This is a genomic window from Neorhizobium petrolearium, assembly GCF_017873175.1.
GTDB lineage: Bacteria > Pseudomonadota > Alphaproteobacteria > Rhizobiales > Rhizobiaceae > Neorhizobium > Neorhizobium petrolearium.
The window spans coordinates 24,308-47,204 of sequence record NZ_JAGGJW010000002.1; the positions used below are offsets into that span (position 1 = coordinate 24,308).

General features: G+C 62.7%; 22 protein-coding genes. 5 read left to right on the forward strand and 17 right to left on the reverse strand.

What is annotated here, in order from left to right:
- Nucleotides 1-64: 64 nt before the first annotated feature.
- The 8 genes from J2046_RS04135 to J2046_RS04170 form a co-directional block, all read right to left on the reverse strand.
- Nucleotides 65-742 carry a phosphoribosyltransferase gene (locus J2046_RS04135; RefSeq protein WP_210049815.1) on the reverse strand — a complete coding sequence of 226 codons (678 nt, stop codon included), beginning with the start codon at nt 740-742 and terminating at the stop codon, nt 65-67.
- A gap of 8 nt (nt 743-750) precedes the next feature.
- Nucleotides 751-2,538 carry an adenine deaminase gene (locus J2046_RS04140; protein WP_325169723.1) on the reverse strand — a complete coding sequence of 596 codons (1,788 nt, stop codon included), beginning with the start codon at nt 2,536-2,538 and terminating at the stop codon, nt 751-753.
- Complete coding sequence (locus tag J2046_RS04145) at nt 2,535-3,458, reverse strand: nucleoside hydrolase (protein WP_210049817.1); 924 nt, start codon at nt 3,456-3,458, stop codon at nt 2,535-2,537. The genes J2046_RS04140 and J2046_RS04145 overlap by 4 nt, the downstream gene beginning before the upstream one ends.
- A 3-nt stretch (nt 3,459-3,461) precedes the next feature.
- Entirely contained in the window at nt 3,462-4,487 is a 1,026-nt protein-coding gene (locus J2046_RS04150; RefSeq protein ID WP_210049819.1) for an ABC transporter ATP-binding protein, read from the reverse strand.
- Nucleotides 4,480-5,262: an ABC transporter permease gene (locus J2046_RS04155; RefSeq protein ID WP_210049821.1), complete on the reverse strand. Its 783-nt coding sequence runs from the start codon at nt 5,260-5,262 to the stop codon at nt 4,480-4,482. Before J2046_RS04155 ends, J2046_RS04150 begins: the two co-directional genes overlap by 8 nt.
- Nucleotides 5,259-6,101 (reverse strand): ABC transporter permease, encoded by an 843-nt coding sequence (locus tag J2046_RS04160; RefSeq protein ID WP_210049823.1) that lies wholly within the window; start codon nt 6,099-6,101, stop codon nt 5,259-5,261. The genes J2046_RS04155 and J2046_RS04160 overlap by 4 nt, the downstream gene beginning before the upstream one ends.
- 227 nt (nt 6,102-6,328) lie before the next feature.
- Nucleotides 6,329-7,351 carry an ABC transporter substrate-binding protein gene (locus J2046_RS04165; protein WP_210049824.1) on the reverse strand — a complete coding sequence of 341 codons (1,023 nt, stop codon included), beginning with the start codon at nt 7,349-7,351 and terminating at the stop codon, nt 6,329-6,331.
- Nucleotides 7,348-8,418, reverse strand: a complete 1,071-nt coding sequence (locus J2046_RS04170) for a LacI family DNA-binding transcriptional regulator (RefSeq protein WP_210049825.1) — start codon at nt 8,416-8,418, stop codon at nt 7,348-7,350. Before J2046_RS04170 ends, J2046_RS04165 begins: the two co-directional genes overlap by 4 nt.
- 154 nt (nt 8,419-8,572) lie before the next feature.
- On the opposite strand from J2046_RS04170, the gene J2046_RS04175 reads away from it, so the two are divergent.
- The gene (locus J2046_RS04175; RefSeq protein WP_210049826.1) at nt 8,573-10,000 is read left to right on the forward strand and encodes an amidase; all 1,428 of its coding nucleotides are present in this window, start codon (nt 8,573-8,575) and stop codon (nt 9,998-10,000) included.
- Between the two features lie 41 nt (nt 10,001-10,041).
- On the opposite strand, the gene J2046_RS04180 is transcribed toward J2046_RS04175, so the two are convergent.
- Nucleotides 10,042-10,980, reverse strand: a complete 939-nt coding sequence (locus tag J2046_RS04180; protein ID WP_210050291.1) for a LysR family transcriptional regulator — start codon at nt 10,978-10,980, stop codon at nt 10,042-10,044.
- A 100-nt stretch (nt 10,981-11,080) separates the two neighbouring features.
- On the opposite strand from J2046_RS04180, the gene J2046_RS04185 reads away from it, so the two are divergent.
- Both J2046_RS04185 and J2046_RS04190 read left to right on the forward strand, forming a co-directional pair.
- Nucleotides 11,081-12,256: an acyl-CoA dehydrogenase gene (locus J2046_RS04185; protein WP_037154662.1), complete on the forward strand. Its 1,176-nt coding sequence runs from the start codon at nt 11,081-11,083 to the stop codon at nt 12,254-12,256.
- 165 nt (nt 12,257-12,421) lie between these two features.
- Nucleotides 12,422-13,156 carry a phosphotransferase enzyme family protein gene (locus J2046_RS04190; RefSeq protein WP_210049827.1) on the forward strand — a complete coding sequence of 245 codons (735 nt, stop codon included), beginning with the start codon at nt 12,422-12,424 and terminating at the stop codon, nt 13,154-13,156.
- Between the two features lie 127 nt (nt 13,157-13,283).
- Here the strand turns inward: J2046_RS04190 and J2046_RS04195 are convergent, their stop codons facing one another.
- On the reverse strand, nt 13,284-13,757 hold the full coding sequence (locus J2046_RS04195; protein ID WP_210049828.1) for a VOC family protein: 474 nt from the start codon (nt 13,755-13,757) through the stop codon (nt 13,284-13,286).
- A gap of 202 nt (nt 13,758-13,959) precedes the next feature.
- On the opposite strand from J2046_RS04195, the gene J2046_RS04200 reads away from it, so the two are divergent.
- Both J2046_RS04200 and J2046_RS04205 read left to right on the forward strand, forming a co-directional pair.
- Nucleotides 13,960-14,541 (forward strand): cupin domain-containing protein, encoded by a 582-nt coding sequence (locus J2046_RS04200; RefSeq protein ID WP_210049829.1) that lies wholly within the window; start codon nt 13,960-13,962, stop codon nt 14,539-14,541.
- A gap of 129 nt (nt 14,542-14,670) precedes the next feature.
- The gene (locus tag J2046_RS04205) at nt 14,671-16,107 is read left to right on the forward strand and encodes an NAD-dependent succinate-semialdehyde dehydrogenase (protein ID WP_210049830.1); all 1,437 of its coding nucleotides are present in this window, start codon (nt 14,671-14,673) and stop codon (nt 16,105-16,107) included.
- Nucleotides 16,108-16,229: 122 nt separating this feature from the next.
- Here the strand turns inward: J2046_RS04205 and J2046_RS04210 are convergent, their stop codons facing one another.
- From J2046_RS04210 to J2046_RS04240, 7 genes are all read right to left on the reverse strand, one after another.
- A complete protein-coding gene (locus J2046_RS04210) occupies nt 16,230-17,252 on the reverse strand; it encodes a sulfate/molybdate ABC transporter ATP-binding protein (protein WP_210049832.1) in 1,023 nt (340 codons plus the stop codon).
- Nucleotides 17,249-18,139 carry a sulfate ABC transporter permease subunit CysW gene (gene cysW / locus J2046_RS04215; RefSeq protein ID WP_210049833.1) on the reverse strand — a complete coding sequence of 297 codons (891 nt, stop codon included), beginning with the start codon at nt 18,137-18,139 and terminating at the stop codon, nt 17,249-17,251. Before cysW ends, J2046_RS04210 begins: the two co-directional genes overlap by 4 nt.
- A 2-nt stretch (nt 18,140-18,141) precedes the next feature.
- On the reverse strand, nt 18,142-18,963 hold the full coding sequence (cysT, locus tag J2046_RS04220; RefSeq protein ID WP_210049834.1) for a sulfate ABC transporter permease subunit CysT: 822 nt from the start codon (nt 18,961-18,963) through the stop codon (nt 18,142-18,144).
- Between the two features lie 76 nt (nt 18,964-19,039).
- Nucleotides 19,040-20,026, reverse strand: a complete 987-nt coding sequence (gene cysP, locus J2046_RS04225) for a thiosulfate ABC transporter substrate-binding protein CysP (RefSeq protein WP_210049835.1) — start codon at nt 20,024-20,026, stop codon at nt 19,040-19,042.
- A 212-nt stretch (nt 20,027-20,238) separates the two neighbouring features.
- Nucleotides 20,239-20,442 (reverse strand): DUF1059 domain-containing protein, encoded by a 204-nt coding sequence (locus J2046_RS04230; RefSeq protein WP_210049836.1) that lies wholly within the window; start codon nt 20,440-20,442, stop codon nt 20,239-20,241.
- 451 nt (nt 20,443-20,893) lie between these two features.
- Nucleotides 20,894-21,781, reverse strand: coding sequence for a 3-hydroxyisobutyrate dehydrogenase (gene mmsB / locus J2046_RS04235; protein ID WP_210049837.1), 888 nt, complete (start codon nt 21,779-21,781; stop codon nt 20,894-20,896).
- A 24-nt stretch (nt 21,782-21,805) separates the two neighbouring features.
- Nucleotides 21,806-22,885, reverse strand: a complete 1,080-nt coding sequence (locus tag J2046_RS04240; protein WP_210049838.1) for an enoyl-CoA hydratase/isomerase family protein — start codon at nt 22,883-22,885, stop codon at nt 21,806-21,808.
- Nucleotides 22,886-22,897 lie beyond the last annotated feature (12 nt).

The following is a 22,897-nucleotide window of genomic DNA, read 5'->3' on the forward strand; positions in this document are numbered from 1 at the left end:
ATCCCCGAGGTGAGTGATCCGCGATCCTATTCGCCCGACGCTGTTTCGCAAGGCACAAATCGCCTCAGGCGGTCCAGTTCCCCTCGCCTGCCTTTTTCAGCATCGGGGTCCTGAAAACGCCGACGGTGCGCGACCGCCATTGCCGCCCGAAACCGTCCAGTTTGTCGTGCCAGCGTTCCGACTGCAGCATGGCGGCGCCGATCACCACTGGTTCGATACCGAGCGAGCCCATCAACTCAAGGCCTGACACGATCGACGCGCCGCTGGAGATGACGTCGTCAACCAGCGCCACGCGCTTGCCCTGGATAAGCGGAAGCATGCGTGGATCGACATAGAGCCGCTTCTTCTGTTCCGGCGTGGTGATGGAGGAAAGCGGCACCGACAGCGTCTCGTCGTACCAGAATTTCCGCGAGGTCCCGAGCGGCACGTAGCGCGTGAAGCCAAGGGATCGGGCGACGGCCGCGGCAAGCGTGAGACCAAGCGTCGGCAGGCCGACGATCACTTCCGGCCGATGGATGGCAAGCTTCGGCGCGAGATCGGCGGCAAGAGCATCCTGCACGTCAAAGCTCGCCTGGTTGATGATGAGAGAGGCGAGCGCATGCTCGCCGTCCGCAAGCGACCGGATCGGCAGTTTGATCTGCCTGCCGTCGTCGAGCGTCGCCGGGAAGAAGCCGGAAAACGGCCCTGCCCTGTCGAATGAGCCCGGCGGATGCACGTCCTGCCAGAATTCATGCGGCTGCATCGTCTTTCCTATTCGAGAATTTCGAGGATCGGTGATTCCAATAACCTGCCGCTAGTCACATCGGCAATGCCGCGATCGGTCTGATGCGGGCCGGGATTGCAGGCGAGCGTCGCGCCGAAACAGGCCTTGAACACGAGATAGGGCGGCTGCCAGTCGACAACACGGTCCATGGCGGATCGGATATTCCGGAAGCCTTCCGCCACCTCCTCCATCGGTGCTTCGGACACGAGGCCGGAAAGCGGCAATGGAAGGAGGGCCACGACCTTGCCGCCGATCGCCACCGCCATGCCGCCGCCAGTCCCGATGATGGCATTCGCCGCCGCGGCCATATCGGTCGGATCGAAGCCGAAGACGGTAAGGTTGTGGCTGTCATGGGCAAGCGTGGTGGCGAATGCCCCTTTCCACCGGCCCCAGCCGGTCAAGAACCCGAGACGGGTGCGGCTGTCGGCGCGGCCGTGGCGGTGAGTGACCGCGATCAGGGTCGTTCCCTCCGGGGGTACCACGTAACCGTCGGTGACATCCGCAACCGTCTCCCCCCAGTTCGTGAAGCGCGGGCGATCGATCGTTGCAAGCCTGACCTTCTTCGCCGTAGCGGAAAGCTTGAAGTCCTCCGCCGTCAGCGGCTTGAGCTTGACGGAATCCCGAAGCGGCGAGGAATCGATGGCGGCCGCCTCGATCGCCATCGCGCCGTCGCGGGCAACCGGCGTGCCGCTGGCCAGCACATGCCGCGCGCGGAAATCCTCAAGGTCCTCGAAAACCACAATGTCCGCGCGGCGGCCGGCGGCAATCAGGCCAAGATCGGCACGACCGATCCGGACGGAAGCGTTGAGCGTCGCAGCCTGCAGCGCCCATTCCGGCTTCATTCCATAGCGCACCAGCCGACGGACCACATCGTCCAGTCCGCCGCTGCTGACGAGATCGTCCGGGAAGACGTCGTCGGTGCAGAGCGTCACGGTCTGCGGCAGGTGGCCGAGCGTCTTCAACGCTTCCACAAACTCAGGCAACAGGTGATCATGCGATCCCCGCAGTTCGATCGTCAGCCCCGCGCGCAGTTTGGAAAGAAGGTCGGCTCCGGAGACCAGTTCGTGATCAGAGGTCACTCCGGCCGCCATGAAGGCGGCGAGATCACGCCCCGAAAGGCCGCGCGCATGGCCGCAGACGAGTTTTTCGGAGACCAGTGCCGCCTGCACGATCGCGCTGATGCGCGGCTCGCGGTCGATGACACCGCGCATGTTCATAACCTCGGCAAGCCCGCCGATCTTCGGCCAGAACAGCATTTCCTCGACGGCCGAGACGTCGAAATCGGCACCCGCCACCTCCAGGCCCGGCGCCGACGGCACGCAGGAAGGGGCCAGAACGACCGCGCGCAGCGGCAATGGCTTGACCGCCTCGACGGCCCAGCGCACTCCGTCGACACCATAGACGTTGCCGAATTCGTGCGGATCCCAGACGATGGTCGTGACCCCGTGCGGAAGCACGGTTGCCGCATAGGTGGCCGGCGTCACCATCGAGCTTTCGATATGCATGTGCGTGTCGATGAGGCCGGGCGAGATGAACGCGCCTTTCGCATCGATGATCCGGGCGGCGTCAGAGCGGCTGCCGGCCTCGTGGACACTGGCGATCATCGGACCGACGATGCCGATATCGGCTGGCCGCAATTCCCCCGTCCCGACGTCCACCAATGTGCCGCCCGCAATCAGGATGTCGAACGGGGCGCCGCCCCGTGCAGCCGTAACGGCGCGGTCGCGAAAGGCCGGTTCAGTGAACTCCTGCACCGTTGCAATAATGTTCTTCACCAACTCGCCTCTGCCTGCAATGTTTTGAGAATGAGATTTTTTGCCCTTTCGGCATCGATCTCGACACCGTATTCCGCATTGAATGCCGCCCGCCCGGCACGCGTCTCGACGACGGTGCGGCCGCGTGTCAGCCCGCCCGCGAGCTCTACGTCGATACGTGCCGCGCGCCAGTTCACATGGTCCGGATAGGCGAAGGCGACCGCCGCGACGGCATCGTAGAGCGCCATCGCCGGCCGACCGCGGCTGGTGGCAATCTCAACGAAACCGGAGAGCAGGTCAGCAACCAGCCCGGCATTGCGGCCGCCCGCTGCCCGGATCGGCGCAATGTCCTCCGGCCCGCACAGCACCTTGCGGCAGAGATCGAGATCGACCATTCGGAACGGAATGTCGTGGGCAAGCACGATCGCCAGCGCTTCCGGATCGGCAAAAGCGTTGAACTCGGCGGATGCCGTGTGATTGCCGGTCGTCACCCCGCCGCCCATCCAGGTGAGATCGGTGATCTTCGCCGCAAGATCGGGCCGCGCCAGCGCGATGGCCGCAATATTGGTGAGCGGCCCGAGCGCCAGGATGCACCGCTCGCCTTCACCCTTGTCGAGCCAGGAACAGAGCGCTCCGAAAGCATCGTTCTGAAACGTGTCGGCAGCCTCCGGCAGGCTGAGGCCGGAGGTCGGAATTCCGGTCTCGCCGAGAATGCCTGTTGCCGTCTCTAATCGGCCAAGCACCGGTGCATCACGCCCGACATGGATCGGGAAGGGCCAGACGAAGGCGGAGGCAGCGCCGGCGGCGTTGCAGCGGACATTGTCCAGCGGCGCATTACCGAAGGTGAGCGAGACGCCATCGATCGCAAGGCCCGCATGCGCCGCGACCATGATCGCGGCGATGTCGTCGAAGCCCATATCGGTATCGATCCAGATGCCCATGGCTCAGGCGAACCTCGAAAGCGGCGCGGCCTTTTCGGCCGGCAGATCGAAGGAAAGATCGCTGCCCAGCGCATGCGCCGGCTGGCTCGCCTCCACCTCCGCCTTGATCGGGCCGAAAGGCGTATCGAGCAGGTATTCGCGGCTATCGCCGGCGAAGGATGTGCCGCGCACGGTGCCCCGGAAAGGACCTGATCCCAGGGTCACCATACGCGGCCGCCAGGCCAGACCCGCCGCTGAAGGGGCCGGACCCGATAGGTCTATCAGACCGCTGCTGGTCTTCATCTTCCCCTGTTCGATCGGGAAAATGTTCTCGAAACCGACGAAATCCGCCACGAAAGAGGAGGTCGGGCGGTTGTAGATATCCTCGGGCGAGCCGATCTGTTCGATCTTACCGTTCTTCATGACCACAATGCGGTCGGCAAGCGCAAGCGCTTCCGCCTGATCGTGGGTCACGAAGATCATCGTCACCCCGGTTTCCTTCTGGACGCGCTGCAGTTCCGTGCGCATTTCAAGCCGCAGGCGGGCGTCGAGGTTGGAAAGCGGCTCGTCGAGCAGCAGGACCTTCGGTTCCATGACCATCGAGCGGGCAAGCGCCACGCGCTGCTGCTGGCCGCCGGAAAGCTCGGCCGGCTTGCGGTTGGCGAAGCTCGACAGCCCGACCGAGGTGAGGCCCGAGCGGACTTTGGCGTCGAGTCCGGTTCCGCGCATGCCCTTGAGCTTCAGGCCGAAGGCGACGTTCTCGTAGACCGAGAGATGCGGGAAAAGCGCGTAGGACTGGAAGACCAGGCCGACGGCACGCTTATTGGCCGGCACGCGGGTGATATCGGCACCGTCGAGCCGCACATGGCCGGACTTCACCGGCAGCAGGCCGGCGATGGCACGCATGGTCGTCGTCTTGCCACAGCCGGAAGGGCCAAGCAGCGCAACGAGCTCGCCCTTGCGGATGGGAAGGTCGAGGTTCGCAACGGCGACGGTATCGCCATAGGCGAGCGTCAGCTTTTCGAGCGATAGGTAAGGCGCGTCAGACATAGCGGGAAAATCCGAGGAAGCGTTCGGCAGCAAAGACAATGCCGATGGAAAGGAAGGCGAGCAGCGAGGAGAGTGCGGCAACCGACGGATCGAAGACGATCTCCATATAGGCGATCATGTCGATCGGCAGCGTGCGCACGCCCGGCCCGGAGAGGAACAGCGACACCGGCACCTGGTTGAAGCTGGTGACGAATCCGAGGATGAAGGCGGAAAGAATGCCGCCGCGGATATTCGGCATCACCACCCGGAAGAAGGCGCCAAGCCGGGAGGAGCCGAGCAGCACCGCCGCCTCCTCGATATCCGAGCGCAGGTTGTCCAGGCTTGCCGAGACCACCCGCACCGCATAGGGCAGCACCAGCGCCGTATGGGCAAGGAACAGTGCCGGCGTGATGCCGACCTGGAACGGCACGACGATGTAGCGGAGCAGTGCCAGGCCGACGATGATGCCTGGCACGATGATCGGCGCCGAGACGACCGTGCGGACGATTTCCGCCCCCGGCAGCTTGTAGCGGGAGAGCGCGTAGGAGGCAGGAATTCCGAGCATCAGCGCCGCCGCCGTTCCGCCGATCGCGAGGAACATCGACATGCCGAAGCTCGCCCGGAAGCTCTCCACCGTGAAGACCTTCAGGATCCAGCGCAGCGAAAAGCCCTGCGGCGGGAAGGCCAGCGTCTCTCCGCCGGAAAAGGAGGCGGCGACAATGATCAGGAAGGGCCCGATCAGGAAGCCCAGTACCAGGAAAAGCGTGAGGGGAATGAAGAGGCTGCGGGCGCTCACTGCGGAACCCTCTGCTTGTTCCTGGCCGTGGCGACGCGTTTGAGAAGGATGTTCGCGGCAAAGCTCATGACAATCAGGATGAAGGCGATGACGCTCGCCGAGACGAAATTGTTGGAGACCGAGACCTGCTGGTAGAGCAGCGTCTCCAGCATCAGCACCTTGGAGCCGCCGAGAATGGCCGGCGTGATATAGGCCGTCAGCGAACCGGTGAAGACCAGCGTGCCGCCGATGACGAGGCCCTCCTTGGTGAGCGGCAGGATGACCTTCCAGAAGACCTGGAACCAGTTGGCGCCAAGCACGCGGGCGGCCGGAACGGCATCCTTCGGCATGTTCTCAAGCGCCGAGATGAGCGAGATGATCATCAGCGGCAGGAAGAGCTGCAACAGGCCGACGAAGACAGCCGTCTCGGAAAACAGGATGCGCAGCGGCGCATCCGTCAGGCCGACCAGTTGCAGCGCCTGGTTGACGATGCCGGTGCGGCCGAGAATGACGATCCAGGCATAGGTGCGGGCAACCGGCGAGATCATCAGCGGCAGCACGACGAGACCGGTCATCTTGCCCTTGGTGCCGGGCTCCAGGTTGACGATCGCAAACGCGGCCGCATAACCGAGCACGGCCGAGACGACGGTCACGATCGCCCCGAGCCTCAGCGTGCGCAGGAAGACGGTCCGGTTCAGCGGGTCGGCGAAAAAATCCGTATAGGCGGATATGGTCCAGCCGCCGACCGGATTGCGAAAGCCGTCGGAGAGCAGGATCGCCACCGGCATAAGGAAGACCGCGGCGGCGAAGAATGCCGCAGGCAGTGCAAGCGCCAGCGCTTCGGCCCTGTTTTGGAACATTGGTTTGTCTTCTCCAACCTGCTGCCTCAAATCCCCTAACTTGCGATTTCTAACACTTAAGCTTCGCTAAGATGTTGAAATCGCTTTCTCTCCCGCAAGGGGAGAGATAAAGACGCCGCGCTGCCGCGGGTCTACCTCTCCCTTGGCGGGAGAGGTTACAAAATCACGATCTTAGCTTTAGCTAAGTCGTAGATTTTGTTGGTGAGGGGGTCGCGGACATATCACCTTTACTGCCCGACCTTTTCGTTCCAGGTCTTCACCCAGCCGGCGCGATTGTCGAGCGCCACGGCGGAAGGGATGAGCTTCAGGCTTTTCGCCGTCTCCTCGCCATAGGTGAGGTTGTTGGCGATCGCGTCGGACAGCTTGACCTCCTTGTTGGCCGGACTGTCGATCAGCTTTTCGGCAAGCTTCGTCTGGGTATCGGTCGAAAGCCAGAAATCCATGAACTGCAGCGCGAGTTCGCGGTTCTTCGAACCCTTGGTGACGACCATGACGTTCATGCCGCCCGTCTGGCCTTCCTTGGGATTGGCCCAGGCGATCGGCATGTCGAGCTTGGTGAAGGGAGCCCAGGAGAAGCGACCGATGGGTGCTGCCCAGATTTCCTCCTGCTGCATGAGTTGCACGAGTTGCGAGGATTTTTCATAGAAGGTGACGATCTCGCCCTTCTTCTCCCCGACCGCTTCGATCGGAGCCGCAAGGTCCGGCGTGTCCTTGCCGAGCGCAAGACCCAGCATGTAGAGCGCCGGCGGCCCCTGGTTGGTGGTGACGTTCGGCCAGGCGATATGGCTTGCATATTCCGGCTTCAGGAGATCGGCCCAGGACTCGATCTTCATCTTGTCGGAACGGTAGGCGATCGAGGTCGCGTAAAAGGTATAGCCGACGCTCATACCGTCGCCGTTCGGGTCTTTCGCAACGTCGTAGATCTTGTTGAAGTTGGAGAGCTTCGCCGTATCGACCTTGTCGATCAGGCCGGCGCGGGAAGCGGCCAACGCGTCGGCCATCGAGACGACGGCCATGTCGACCATCGGATTGGCCTTGTTGGCCTCCAGTTTGGCGAGACGTTCGACGCTGTTGCCGGTCTCGACGACGAGCTTGCAGCCGCAGATCTTTTCGAAGGGGTCGTAGACGAGCTGCTTGAATTCATCCTGCGCGAAGGCATAGACGGAAATCGTCAATGTCTTTTCCTGGGCCTGTGCTGCGCCCATCGTGAGCATCAGGGCGGCGCCCGATGCGAGAATGACCTTTTTCATGATTTGAGTTCTCCTGCTGTCGGCTTGTTGGATGGTTGAAGGGCATGCGAATTCGGTGCGCCAGTAGACTGGCGCACGATGAGTTGCATCGGCACCCGATCCGTTTCCGACGCGACGTTACCGGACGCTGCGGGTTCGGCCTCGCCGTCCTGCGAGATGACGCGGTTCAGCGCGGCAACGGCGAGATCGGCGATCGTGGCCATGTCCATGCGTATGGTGGTGAGCGCGGGCGTGACGACGGGCGACCAGATGAGATCGTCGAAACCGGTGACGCTCACCATTTCCGGCACGCCGATCCCGGCGCGCTGCAGTTCTGTGAGCGCCCGAAGTGCCGAAAGGTCCGAAACGGCAGCAAAGGCCGTGAAGCCGTCCGCGGCCTTTTCCGCAAGCCCGAGCGGACAGCCTTCTCCCGCGGCCGCTTCGACCTTCTCGATCCACAGCGTCTCGCATTCGATGCCAGCACCGAGCCCGGCCTTCAGCCCGCCGATCCGGTCGTTCTGCACATTGGAGGACGTATTCGTGCCGATCAGCAGGACCTTGCGGTGGCCGAGCGCGGCAAGATGCCGCCCCATCTGCACGCCGCCGCCCCAATGGTCGGCGGCAACGGTATTGCCGGGCGTTGACGGTGTATCGATGACGGCGACCGGACAACCGACATCGGCGATCCGCGTGCCGCGCCGGGGCACGATCACCATGCCGTCGACGCCGCGCTCCAGAAGCCGGGCGATCGCCTCCGTCTGCATCGCAATGTCGCCGCGTGAGTCGGCGATCAGCACGCCGTAGCCGGCATTCGAGGCGGCATTCTCGATCGCCTGGGCGATCTGCGGGAAAAGCGGATTGGCGATATCCGGCAGCACAAGGCCGAGAACCCCGGTGCGGCCGGTGCGTAATGCCCGGGCCGCAAGACTTGGCACATAGCCAAGCTCGGCCGCCTTGGCCCGCACCTTTTCCACCAGTTCCGGCGATACCCTGCCCTTGCCCGAAAGCGCATTGGACACGGTCGCGGCCGACACCCCGAGGGCGGCTGCGATCGCATTCATATTCGGTCCGGTCCGGTTGATTGCCATAAAACGCCTTGCTTAAACGTTTAAGCAAGATACTTTGATCAAGTTGCTTTGTCGAGTCGCTTCTGGCCACCAGGCGATCGATATCCCCATATCTTGCCTTGACTTCGCCCTCCCCACCAGTGGAAATCCGGGTTCGACGATCGGGAGAGGGCAAATGCAGGACGAAGACATTACCGGACTTTCCGCCACGGAACTGTCCGAAGCGATCCACGACGGGCGAGTGTCCTGCGCGGGGGTCATGAAAGCCTATCTGGCGCGGATCGCAAGGCTCAATCCGAAGATCAATGCCATCGTCAGCCTGCGCGATGCCGATGCCTTGCTTGCCGAGGCCGTGGCCTGTGACACCGAGCTTGCCGCCGGAAGATCACGCGGCTGGATGCACGGGCTTCCGATCGCCATCAAGGACCTTTGCGAGGTGAAGGGCATCCGCTGCACCTACGGCTCGCCGCTCTTTACCGATTTCGTCCCGGAGAAGGACGAGTTGATGGTCGAGCGCATCCGGGCCGCCGGCGCGATCATCATCGGCAAGACCAACACGCCCGAGCATGGACTGGGGTCGCAGAGCTACAACCCGGTGCATGGCACGACAAAGAACCCTTACGATTTTTCGAAAACCGCCGGCGGATCGAGCGGCGGCGCGGCGGCAGCCCTTGCCGCCCATCTTCTGCCGGTGGCCGACGGCAGCGACATGATGGGATCGCTGCGCAACCCCGCCGCCTTCAACAACGTCGTCGGCTTCCGCCCGAGCTATGGCCGCATCCCCTCATCGCTCAAGCTCGAACTCTTCATGGGCCAGCTTTCGGTGCTCGGGCCGATGGGCCGCACGGTGCGCGATGCCGCAGCCCTTCTTGCCACGCAGGCCGGCTACGATCCGCGCGACCCGCATTCGCTGGCGACCGAAGACCTGACGCCGGACGAAAACCGCGTTTTCTCCGGCGCCCGCATCGCCTGGCTCGGCGACCTCGGCGGCTATCTGCCCTTCGAGCCCGGCGTGCTGGAACTCTGCCGCGCGACGCTGCCGGCCTTCGAGCGCATCGGCTGCAAGGTCGAAGATGTGGTGCCGGATTTCGACATGGACGACGTCTGGCGTTCATGGACGACGCTCAGAAGCTGGCTCGCAGCCAATGGCATGCGCGACAACTACGACGATCCGCAAAAGCGTGCCTTGATGAAGCCGGAGATCATCTGGGAAATTGAGCGCGGCCTCGACATGACGGGGCGCGAGGTGCATTTCGCCTCGAAACGCCGCAGCGCCTGGTATCAGTATCTGCTGACGCTGTTCGAGCGATATGACTACCTGATCCTGCCCTCCGCCCAGGTCTTCCCCTTCGATGCCACGACCCATTGGCCGAAGGAAATCGCCGGCCGGACGATGGACACCTATCATCGCTGGATGGAAGTGGTGATCGGCCCCTCGATGGCGGGACTTCCCGTCGCCGCCATGCCGGCCGGCTTCAGCTCAAACGGCCTGCCGAACGGCATCCAGATCATCGGCCGCCCCCGCGCCGACAGGGCCGTGCTCGAACTGGCTCTGGCCTATGAGAAGGTGACCGACTGGCTCGATCGGCGGCCGGAGCTTTAGCGGCACAGTTCCTCTCCCTTCTTGCGGGGAGAAGGATGTGCTCACCACCCCACCACCTCTTCGTTCTCCTGATACCGCCCGACCTCTTCCAGCAACCAGGCCCGAAAGGCCACCACCGGGCGAAACCCCGTCTTGCTCAACGGCGCGACCGCATAATAGGCGCTCGGGCTCTTCACCTGATGCGGAAAGGCCTCGACCAATTGGCCGCTCGCAAGTTCCGAATCGATCAGGAAGAGCGGCATCAGCGCCACGCCGAGCCCCGCGATACAGGCCTGCGCGACGTTGCCGAACTGCTCGAACCGCATGCCCTGCGACGACGTGCCGACAACTCCGAGGCTCTCGAACCAGTGGCTCCAGGCGCCCGGCCGTGACGCCATGTGCAAGAGCGGCAAGCGCAACAGGTCTTCCCCCTTGTTGATGGGGTGCGTCTTGAGGAAGGCTGGAGAGCAGACGGGCGCCACCATCTCCTCCATCAGGAATGTGCATTCCGCCCCCGGCCAGTCCGGCCCCCTTTCGCCCATGGGCCCGATGTGGATCGCCATGTCTATGCCGTCGCGGTCGAAATCGAAGACGCCGATGCGGGTCGCGAAATTGATGGTGATCTCCGGGTGCCGGGCGATGAATTGCGGGATGCGTGGCATCAGCCAGCGGGTCCCGAAAGTCGGCAGGATCGCGAGGTTCAACTGGTCACTATGCCGTTTTGTCATGACGGCAAGCGAAGCGGAGCGAATCTGCGTCAGCGCGCCAGCGACCGCCTTGGCATATTCTTCGCCGGCGGGCGTTAACATGACGCCTCTGCTCGTGCGGTCGAAAAGCAACACGCCAAGCTGCTCCTCCAGCCCGGAAACCTGCCGGCTGATCGCGCCTTGCGTTAACGAAAGCTCTTCTGCTGCGGCCGAGAAGCTGCCTAGCCTCGCGACGGAATCGAAAGCCGCAAGCGCGGAGGTGGAGGGAAGCAGTTTTCGCGAGAGGCTGACCATGGCGTTATTACTATAGATCATGGCCGGATGAGTAAACGGTGCTTGCTCTTCGCGGCCGCGCGACGATAATTCTTTCAAACTTGAAATTGGAGTGAGACCCTTGGCTTTTTCCTGGAATGATCCCTTTCTGCTTGAAGACCAGTTGACCGACGAGGAACGGATGATCCGCGACGCGGCCGCCGCCTTCGCCAAGTCCGAACTCCTGCCGCGCGTCCAGGAAGCCTATCTCGAAGAGACGACCGAACCCGAACTCTTCCGCCTGATGGGCCAGACGGGCCTGCTCGGCGTCACACTGCCGGAGGAATACGGCGCCGCCAATGCTTCCTATGTCGCCTATGGCCTCGTTGCCCGCGAGATCGAACGGATCGATTCCGGCTATCGCTCGATGATGAGCGTTCAGTCCTCGCTGGTGATCTATCCGATTTATGCCTACGGCTCCGACGAGCAGAAAAAGAAATACCTGCCCGGCCTCGTCTCCGGCGAACTGATCGGCTGTTTCGGCCTGACCGAGCCGGACGCCGGCTCCGATCCCGGCGGTATGAAGACCCGCGCCGAAAAGATCGAAGGCGGGTATCGCCTGCGCGGCTCCAAGATGTGGATTTCCAACGCGCCGATCGCCGACGTCTTCGTCGTCTGGGCGAAGTCCGAAGCCCATAACAACGAGATCCGCGGCTTCGTGCTGGAGAAGGGCATGAAGGGGCTCTCCGCGCCGAAGATCGGCGGCAAGCTGTCGCTGCGCGCCTCGATCACCGGCGAGATCGTGCTGGATGGCGTGGAGGTTTCGGAAGACGCCATGCTGCCCGGCGTCTCCGGCCTCAAGGGACCCTTCGGCTGCCTGAACCGCGCCCGCTACGGCATTTCCTGGGGTGTGATGGGGGCGGCGGAAGACTGCTGGTTCCGCGCCCGCCAGTATGGCCTTGACCGCAAGCAGTTCGGCAAGCCGCTTGCCGGCATGCAGCTCTACCAGAAGAAGCTCGCCGACATGCAGACGGAGATTGCGCTCGGCCTCCAGGCCTCGCTGCGTGTCGGCCGGCTGATGGACGAGCACAGGATGGCGCCGGAAATGATCTCCATCGTCAAGCGCAACAATTGCGGCAAGGCGCTGGATATCGCCAGACAGGCCCGCGACATGCATGGCGGCAACGGCATCCAGATCGAATTCCACGTCATGCGCCATGCGCAGAACCTGGAAACGGTCAACACCTACGAAGGCACGCATGACGTCCATGCGCTGATTTTGGGCCGCGCCCAGACGGGCATCCAGGCGTTTTTCTGAGCAGACGAGCTCGCCGCTTCAATCAGTGCCGGCCCGCAAACGCGCGGCCGGTTTTTTGTTGAGGAGAGAGCAAATTGGGCCGCTTTGCACCGGAAGTGGACATCCCAGTGTCGCAAATCGTCACTACGATTTTCCGATTTTCCATGAGCATCAAGGATATTGCGGATGGGATGGGAAGCACTTCGGCAATGGGGGGAAGACGTGGTTCGAATCGAACCGCTCAAAGGCGGATTTGCCAACGATGTATGGAGCGTTCGAATCCATGGGCAAATTGCGGTCGGGCGCAAAGGTGCCCGGACTGATGCTGACCTCGCATGGGAAGCCAAGTTGCTCCAACACCTCAACTATAATGGTATGATTGTTCCGGTGCCGATCCCAGCGATTGACGGACGCCTGTTCGTGGACGGGTTGGTGGTGATGGAATACATGGAGGGCGGACCACCGGAGACAGTATCCGATTGGCGTGAGGTGGCCGAGACCCTCCGTAAATTGCATCAATTGACTCAAGGCTGGCCGCAGCGTCCGGGATGGAGATCATCGACCGATCTGCTACATGAGGACATTGGAACAAGGATAGACCTGACCGCCATGCCCTCCGAGGCGGTAAGTCGATGCCGCGCGGCATGGGCGCGACTCGTAGGACGTCAAACGTGCGTTGTTCATGGTAATCCCAACAACGCTAGCAACATTCGTATGACCGCAGGCCGTGTCGCGTTGATCGACTGGGATGAGGCACATGTCGATGTTCCTGAACTTGACCTTGTCCTACCAGACAACGCAGCGGGACTCGAAAACCATGCCTATGATATCGCAGCACAGGCTTCCGCAGCTTGGGAAGCTGCCGTTTGTTGGAAGGACGAATACTCGGTGAGACGGCTTGCTGAAGTTCGGTCGCCTTGAATTGTCGAAGATGAGTATATGTCCGCTTCGGGCCGAAAGCGGTCTCCCCGTATCGCCAACGGCAGAGGACAAAGGCGCGCAAGAACATGCGCGCCACACCGGAAACGGCAGGGCAACCGATGGCGGACTACCCGCGCCGGGCGGCTTCGATTGCCGCGACATCGATCTTCTTCATGGTCATCATCGCATCGAAGGCACGCTTCGCCTCTGCGCCACCGGCCGCCATGGCCTCCATGAGGACGCGCGGCGTGATCTGCCAGGAGATGCCCCATTTATCCTTGCACCAGCCGCATTCGCTTTCCTGGCCGCCGTTGCCGACGATGGCGTTCCAGTACCGGTCGGTCTCTTCCTGGTCTTCGGTCGAAATCTGGAAGGAAAAGGCTTCGTTGTGCTTGAAGACAGGCCCGCCGTTCAGGCCGATGCATGCCACGCCCGCGACGGTGAATTCCACCACGAGCACGTCTCCCTGCTTGCCGTCCGGGTAATCGCCGGGCGCGCGGATTATCGCGCCGACGGCGCTATCCGGAAAAATCCCGGCGTAGAAACGGGCCGCCTCCTCGGCATCCTTGTCGTACCATACGCAGATCGTGTTCTTCGCCATCGCATTTCTCCCTTTCAATCTTGGTGACGAGGTCGTCGATCGAGACCATAGCTTAAAGACGCACGGGCTTTCGCCGATCCGACATCCGGCCGAAAAACTTAAATTCCCTCACACCTCGCGCCGCTTTTCGTCATTGGCGAAATTTCCGCCTTCGGTGTAACAGTGGGCAGAGCATCGGAATGAGAGAAGGTCGACAATAATAATGCACGCCATAGAGAAGACGGCGGAAGACGCCGATGGCGGTTTCAATGTCGGTGAACGGCTTCGCATGGTGCGCCATCAGCATGGGCTTTCCCAGCGGGCATTGGCGATGAAGGCGGGGGTCACCCATTCGCTCGTCTCGCTGATCGAGAAGAACAAGGTGAGCCCCTCGGTCGCCTCGCTGAAGAAAATCCTTGAATCGATATCTTATCCGCTGACCGATTTCTTCGCGCTGACCCTGCCGCCGGTCGACCAGATCTTTTATCGCGCCGATGAACTGGTTCCGCTTTCCACCGGTACGTTGACGCTTCTGCAGGTGGGCGACGCGAAATCCCACAGCGTGCAGATTTTTCACGAGTTCTACGAACCCGGCGCCGATAGCGGCGAGACGATGCTGCAACATGACGCGGAGGAAGGCGGCGTGGTGGTGGCCGGCGAGTTGGAACTGACCGTTGGCGGCCAGACGCGCATCCTCAGGAAGGGAGACGCCTATCTCTTCGACAGCCGCCTGCCGCACCGCTACCGCAATGTCGGCACCGAACGCTGCGAGGTGGTGAGCGCCTGCACACCTCCCTATCTTTAGCATGACTTTATTGAAGGTCGCCGTTGATTGTGGCCGTCAATTATCTTAGGTCAGGCTGGCGAATTCTCCGCACCTCTGCCGGCGATTTCCCCTGATCGCCCGCCCTTTTTTGGAACGAAAGTGGACCCCATGCAGACCTATCCCGACGTCAAGCTCTTCATCAACGGCGAATGGCGCGATGCCATCGGCGGCGAGACCCTTCCGGTCATCGATCCCGCGACCGAAGAGGTGATCGGCAAGATCGCCCATGCCCGCAAGGCGGACCTCGATCTTGCCTTGGAAGCGGCAGATAAGGGCTTCAAGATCTGGCGTGACACCGCCGCCTTCGAGCGTTCCAAGCTGATGCGCAAGGCCGCCGACATCATGCGCTCGCGCGTCGATGAGATCGCCTTCATGATGACCCGCGAACAGGGCAAGCCGCTCGCCCAGGCGAAGATGGAAGTGATGGGCGGCGCCGACACGATCGACTGGTTCGCCGAGGAAGCCCGCCGCACCTATGGCCAGATCATCCCGGCCCGCTTCAGCGGCGTGGCTCAGATGGCGATCAAGATGCCGGTCGGCCCGGTCGCCGCCTTCACGCCCTGGAATTTTCCGATCAACCAGATCGTCCGCAAGCTCTCCGCAGCGCTCGCCACAGGCTGCTCGATCATCGTCAAGGCGCCGGAAGAAACCCCGGCCTCGCCTGCCGAACTCATTCGCGCCTTCGTCGATGCCGGCGTTCCGGCGGGCGTCGTCAACCTCGTCTACGGCATTCCGGCCGAGATTTCCGAATACCTGATCCCGCATCCGGTGATCCGCAAGATCTCGTTCACGGGCTCGACGCCGGTCGGCAAGCATCTCGCTGCACTCGCCGGCAAGCACATGAAGCGCGCCACGATGGAACTCGGCGGCCATGCGCCTGCGATCATCTTCAACGACGCCGATCTCGAAAAGGCGATCGAGGTGACGGCGGCGGCAAAGTTCCGCAATGCCGGCCAGGTCTGCGTCGCGCCGACCCGCTTCCTGGTGCAGGACGGCATCGCCGACAAGTTCACCGAGGGCCTCATCAAGTATGCCCGGTCGATCAAGGTCGGCAACGGCCTTGAAGAAGGCGTCACCATGGGCCCGCTTGCCAACGACCGCCGCATCCCGGCCATGGAAGACATGATCCATGACGCCGTATCGAAGGGTGCAGAACTCAAGACCGGCGGCAAGCGCATCGGCAACAAGGGTTATTTCTTCGAGCCGACCGTGCTCGCCGACGTGCCGACCTCCGCCAAGGTGATGAACGACGAGCCGTTCGGCCCGCTTGCCATCGTCAACCGTTTCTCGCATTTCGACGACGCGATCGAAGAGGCGAACCGCCTGCCCTTCGGGCTGGCATCCTATGCCTTCACCGGCTCGGTGAAGACGGCCCACGCGCTCGGCCGCCAGATGGAGGCCGGCATGCTGACCATCAACCACAATGGCCTTGCCCTGCCGGAAGTGCCCTTCGGCGGCATCAAGGATTCCGGCTACGGCACCGAAGGCGGTTCCGAAGCCACCGAAGCCTATCTGGAAACCCGTTTCGTTTCCCAGATGAGCTGAGACTCAAGTTGGTTATTTGAAATCGAAGGGACGACGGTTCGTATCGCTGTCCCTTTTTGCTTCATTGCCCGCGATACCCCCTCTGTCCGGCCGGACAGAGGGGGTATCTCAGCCCCAAAAGCTCAACCGATCGCGAACACCTTTGCCCGCCTGAGCGTCACGAACCCGCCATCGCCAGCCTTCACCACCCGTTCCGGCTCGACGTCGAATTCCAGATGCTCGCCGGCCTCTGTTGTCGCCAATACCCGCCGGCCGCCCGGCCGGTCCAGCACGCGGTTGATGCTTGCCGGAATGCCCGGCCCCTGCGGTGACCAGTCGAGATCGGCCGGACGGGCGTAGAGTTCCGCCTTGCCGTCCGCCAGCCCGGAAACCTCGATCGCCGCGCCGCCGGCATAGGCCTTGCCGTCGCGCACTTCCGCCGCGATCATGTTGGCGTCACCCAGGAATTTCATGACGAAGGCGGAGCCCGGATCGCGGCAGACCTCCTCCGGCGTACCCTGCTGGACGATATGCCCGTCCTTCAGGATGACGACGCGGTCCGCGAGGTCCAGCGCCTCCTCCTGGTCGTGGGTGACGAAAAGCGTGGTGATCCCTAGTTCCGAATGGATTTCGCGCAGCCACCGTCGCAGGTCGCGGCGGACATTGGCGTCGAGCGCACCGAATGGTTCGTCGAGCAGCAGCACCTTCGGATCGACCGCAAGCGCGCGGGCGAGCGCCACGCGCTGCCGCTGGCCACCGGAAATCTGCGCCGGGAAGCGGTCGCCGAGGCCTTCGAGGCGCACGAGACGCAAAAGCTCGCCGACACGGGTGTCGATCGCGGCTTTCTCGCGCTTCACTTTCGAGACCTTCATGCCGAAGGCGATGTTTTCCGCAACCGTCATATGCGGGAAGAGCGCGTAGTGCTGGAAGACGAAACCGACGCCCCGGTCGCGCACGGGAATGCCAGTCGCATCCTGCTCGCCGAAATAGATGTGGCCGCCATCGGCATACTCGAGGCCCGCGACCATGCGCAGGATGGTCGTCTTGCCGGAACCGGACGGGCCGAGCAGTGCAACGAGTTCGCCGCTCTCGATCTCCAGCGACACGTCCCTGACGGCGCGAAAAGTCTCGAAGGTTTTGACGACATGGTCGAGGCGGATTTTCATGAGGCTTTCTCCGCAAGATTGGCGGCTTCCGGAGCCCTTGGGCGGACGCGGCCGGCCCCCTGGCGTTCCAGCGCCACCTTGGCGATGATGGTGAAGACGGCGATGAGCGCCAGGATCGAGGCGGAAGCAAAGGCGCCGGCCGCCTGATAGTCGTGATAGAGCAGTTCGATATGGAGCGGCAGCGTGTTGGTCTGGCCGCGGATATTGCCCGAAACGACCGAGACCGCGCCGAATTCGCCCATGACGCGGGCATTGCAGAGCACCACGCCGTAAAGCAGCGCCCATTTGACGTTCGGCAGCGTCACCGCGAAGAAGGTGCGCCAGCCGGACGCCCCGAGCGACGTGGCGGCCTCCTCCAGGTCGCGGCCCTGCGCCTGCATGAGCGGGATGAGCTCACGGGCGACAAAGGGCGCCGTCACGAACATCGACGCCAGGATGATGCCGGGGATCGCGAACAGGATCTTGATCCCGTAGGCATCCAGCACCGGGCCGAAAATGCCTTGCAGCCCGTAGACGAACAGATAGGCGACACCGGCGACGATCGGTGAGATCGAGAACGGGATTTCGATCACCACGAGCAGGAAGCGCCTGCCCCAGAAATCGAACTTGGTGATCGCCCAGGCCGCCGCGATGCCGAAGGCGGTATTGACCGGTACGGCGACGAGCGCTGTCAGCACCGTGAGCATGATCGCATGCCGCGTGTCGGGATGGGCGATCGTGTCACGATAGACCTGCCAGCCTTTCGAAAAAGCCTCGACGCCAATAATGATGAGCGGCGCGAGGATGAGAATGGCGACGAGGACGAGCACGACGCCGATCAGGCTACGGCGGAAAACCGGTCCATCCCCGATGCGCGGCGGTTTGCGGCGGGTAGCGATGGCGCTCATGGTCAGTTCCTCACCGTATAACGCAGCGCCCGCGCCTGCATCCAGTTGGTGACGGCGAGCATGAAGAAGGCGGTCAGCAGCAGGACGGAGGCGATCGCGGCCGCCGCCTGGTAATCGTATTCCTCCAGCCGGATGAAGATCAGAAGCGCGGTGATCTCCGTCGACATCGGCTGGTTGCCTGCGATGAAGATGATGGCCCCGAACTCGCCGAGCGAACGGGCAAACGAGAGGGACACGCCCGCCAGAAGCGCAGGCGTCAGGAGCGGCAGGATGACCTTGCGGAAGATTTCCCAGTCAGAACCGCCAAGCGATTGCGCCGCCTCCTCCAGCGCCGGGTCGAGGTCCTCCAACACCGGCTGGACGGTGCGCACGATGAAAGGCAGCGACGTGAAGCACATGGCGATCATGATGCCGAGCGGCGTATAGGCGACCTTGATGCCGAACTCGGCAAGCACGGAACCGAACCAGCCATTGGTGGAAAACAGCGCGGTCAGCGCGATGCCGGCAACCGCCGTCGGCAGTGCGAAAGGCAGATCCACCATGGCATCGACAATGCGCCATCCCGCAAAGCGGTAGCGCGTCAGCACCCAGGCGAGCGCCAAGCCGAACACCAGATTGAAAGCGGTCGCGGCGAGCGCCGAAAGCACCGTGACCCGATAGCTGGCGAGCGCCCGCGACGACGAAACGATCCGCCAGTAGTCCTCCGGCCCAAGACTTGCCGCCTTGAACGCCAGCGCGGCAAGCGGCAGGACCACGATCAGGCCGACATAGGTGAGGGTCACGCCCAGCGAGAGCGGCAATCCGGGCAGGACATTGCGTCTCAAACTGCTATTCCTTTTTCACGGCAAAACCCGGCGGATCAAAGCCCGCCGGGCAGGAGGAAACCGGTCCGATGTGGGATTAGCGACTGCCGTAAAGCTTGTCGAGAGTGCCGCCGGAAGAGAAATGCTCCGTCTGGATCTTGCTCCAGCCGCCGAACACGTCATCGACGTTGACGAGGCGGATTTCCGGGAACTCGTCCTTGAACTCGGCGACGACCTTGTCGTTGTGGACGCGATGGCCGAACTCCGCCGCGATCCGCTGGCCGTCCTCGGAATAGAGGAAATCCAGGTACGATTTCGCAAGCGTTTCGGAGCCGTGCTTCTTGGCGACCTTGTCGACCACGGCGACCGGGAATTCCGCAAGCAGGCTGACGGACGGAATGACGCTCTCGACCTTGTCGGCGCCATACTGCTTGACGATGCTGCGGGTTTCCGCCTCAAAGGTGATCAGCACGTCGCCGGTCTCGCGCTCGACGAAGGTCGTGGTCGCGGCGCGGCCGCCGGTGTCGAAGACCGGCACGTTGTCGAAGATCTTGGCGATGAACGCCTCGATCTTTTCCTCGTCGCCGCCATAAGCTTCCTTGGCCCAGGCATAGGCCGCGAGATAGGTGTAGCGCGCATTGCCGGAGGTCTTCGGGTTGGGGAAGACGGCGTGGACGTCGTCGCGGGCAAGGTCACTCCAGTCCTTGATGTTCTTCGGATTGCCGGCGCGGACCAGGAAGGACGGGAAGGAATAGAAGGGCGAAGCGTTGTTCGGGAATGCCTTCTGCCAGTCCGCGGAAACGAAACCCTGCTTCACCAGAAATTCGACATCCGTGACTTGGTTGAAGGTGACCACATCGGCTTCGAGACCTTCGACGATCGAACGGGCCTGCTTCGACGTACCGGCATGCGACTGGTCGATGGTGACGCCCGGATGGCTCTTGATGAAGGCCTCGTTTTCGGCCGCGAAGATCTCGCGGGCGATATCGTATGAGGCGTTGAGAAGCTTGTTCGGCTCCTGCGCCAGTGCAGGCGTGACGAAAAGCGCCGCAAACGCGGTGCCGAGGATCAGGAGGCGGTTCATGCAAGTCTCCGGTGTTTGATTGTTCCGCTGAAACTACCGGCTGGCGTGCCGGATCGCGAGGAACCGGGGACCCTGCTTGCGCATCCCTTTAGAAATTTCGTCCATTTTCGCTCCTATTTGGCAAAGCTTTTCGCTCGCCATCAGGATCATGCCGCCTCCACTCCCGAGAGGCGGCACTGCCATGACTATACGGGACCTCCATCGTGAACCCGTCACGCGACGCTGCGCGGGGCTTCCAGGTCGTGGATGGCTTTCCTGATCTCCGTGCGGAACTCCGGCGTGTCCTGACGACCATGCACGGAAACGGCGTGCTGGACCGCGACATCGACAAGCTCGTCGGTGCTGTCAGCCGACATGGCTACGGTGCATTTCGTTTCGCTCGGAAATTCGCGGCAATCGATAAATTTGCGACCCATGTTCTCCTCCATCACAGGTCCATGGCCGGTCGGCCAGGGGGTATGAATCTTACTCCCATCGCTCGGGACAAACAAACGCAAACAAAGCCCCGCCGGGCGGATCGCCTGCGGGGATGATTTCGGCGTCTTCGAAAAATAAACCGTCTGACCATCAACGACTTGGAGCGAACGGCCCGTGCCGTTTGTCCCCGCCCGCAAAACCGGCGCGATAATCCTCGCGTCATCGGATGGGAACCGGGTTCGCGAGCCGGCCTCCTCATCAAGGTTCTCGGACCGCGGTTTCCGGTGATGGTCGTGAAAGACGATTGGACGGGAACTGACAACTCTCGAAAGATCACCGAAACGGCCGGGGCAGGCAGAAAATCCTACCTCCCAAACCCAATGCCGCTGCCTGCCCCACTCCCAACCATGCCGGCTCCGCCTGCGTGGGCGAAAGTGTTTCCGGAAAAACTCAAGCGCCCGCCTTTTCGCGCAGCATCCGGATGATTGCGGAAAAATCGTCTCCGCCATGGCCAGACTTCTCGAACTCCGCATAGAGCTCGGTCGCATGGCTCCCGAGCGGCGTTGCAGCACCCGATTGCCTTGCCGCCTGCTGCGACAGCGTCAGGTCCTTTAGCATCAGCGCCGCGGCGAAACCCGGTTTGTATTCGTTGTTGGCGGGTGAGGCCGGCACCGGTCCGGGTACTGGGCAATAGGTGGTGAGCGACCAGCATTGTCCCGACGAAGTGGAGGCAACATCGAACAGCGCCTGGTGCGAGAGGCCGAGCTTTTCGGCAAGCCCGAAGGCCTCGCAGACGCCGATCATCGAAATGCCGAGGATCATGTTGTTGCAGATCTTGGCAGCCTGCCCGGCCCCTGCCTCGCCGCAATGGACGATCTTCTTGCCCATGGCCTCGAGGATAGGCTTGGCCGACGCGAACGCCTTTTGCGAACCGCCGACCATGAAGGTGAGCGTGCCGGCCGAAGCCCCCCCGGTGCCGCCGGAAACCGGCGCATCCAGCGAGACGCAGTTCATCACCTCCGCGAGCTTGTGCGCCTTGCGGGCGCTTTCCACGTCGATCGTCGAACAGTCGATGACGAGCGTCCCTTCGGGAACGAGCGTCGTAAGGTCCGTCCAGACCGCAATGACATGCTCTCCCTTCGGCAGCATGGTGATGACGCATTCGGCGTCGTGAACGGCTTCCGCAAGCGTCGCAGCGCCCTTGAGGCCTGCGCCGGCAGCCGCCTTCACCGAGGCATCCGAAAGGTCGAAGCCATGCACCTCATGACCGGCCTTCACCAGATTGGCGGCCATCGGCCCGCCCATGTTTCCGAGGCCAATAAATGCGATCTTGGTCATGTCTTCCTCCCGTTCCTGTATTTCTCAGAGCCTGTGGTCCGCAAACAACACCGGATGCCGCACGGCGAAATAACGGTCGAGGTCGGCCTCGCTCACCTCTTCGAGCGTCGCAGGCCGCCATTTCGGATTGCGATCCTTGTCGATGATCGCGGCCCGCACGCCCTCGTAGAAGTCGTGGTGCCTGAGGATTTCCACGCCGGCAGTGAACTCCCGTTCCAGGCATTCGACAAGGCTCGAACTTGCGCGTCCGAGCCGCAGCAGCCGCAGGGCCAGCTTGAGACTTGTCGGCGAGCGTTTCGAGATGATCTCGCGCGTCCTGACGGCAAACTCGCCCTCTTCCTTGTTCAGGGCCGCGACGACCTCCTCCACCCTATCGAAGCGGAAGGTGCGATCGATGAGGTCGCGATGGATAGCGAACTGCCCCTCGCCCGGCACGACCGCAAAACGATCAATCACCGCCCGCGCCTGCTCGTCGGAAGCGCCGCCCTTGAGCTCGCCCAGGGCCTCGACCAGCCCCTGCAGGCGCTCGGATGGAACGCAGGCGTCTGCGAGATTGGCATAGATGGCATCCGCCGCGCCGACCATTTCGCCAGTCAGCGCCATCCAGGTGCCGGTCTCGCCCGGCGCGTGCGGCAGGAGCCAGGTGGCACCGACATCCGGCACATAACCGATGCCGGTCTCCGGCATGGCAAGCCGCGTCCGTTCCGTCACGACGCGGTGCTTTCCATGCGAAGAAATGCCCACCCCGCCGCCCATGACGATACCATCCATCAGCACCACATAGGGTTTCTCGTAACGGGAGATCATGTAGTTGAGCGGGAATTCCTCCCGCCAGAAGCGGGTGACCTCCGGGTCGTGCGCCTTGCCCATCTCGTGGATGACGCGGATATCGCCGCCGGCGCAAAGCCCCCGCTCCCCCTCGCCTTTCACGATGACGCATGAGACTTCCGGATCGCCGGCGAAACGCTCCATCGCCGCCTTCATGTCCCGCACCATGGCAAGGTTCAGGCTGTTCAGGGCCTTTGGGCGGTTGAGCCGGATGACGGCCGCCGAACCAACGTGGTCGAGAAGGACTTCGTCACTCTGAATGGCGGTATCAGTCATGCGCATCTCCGG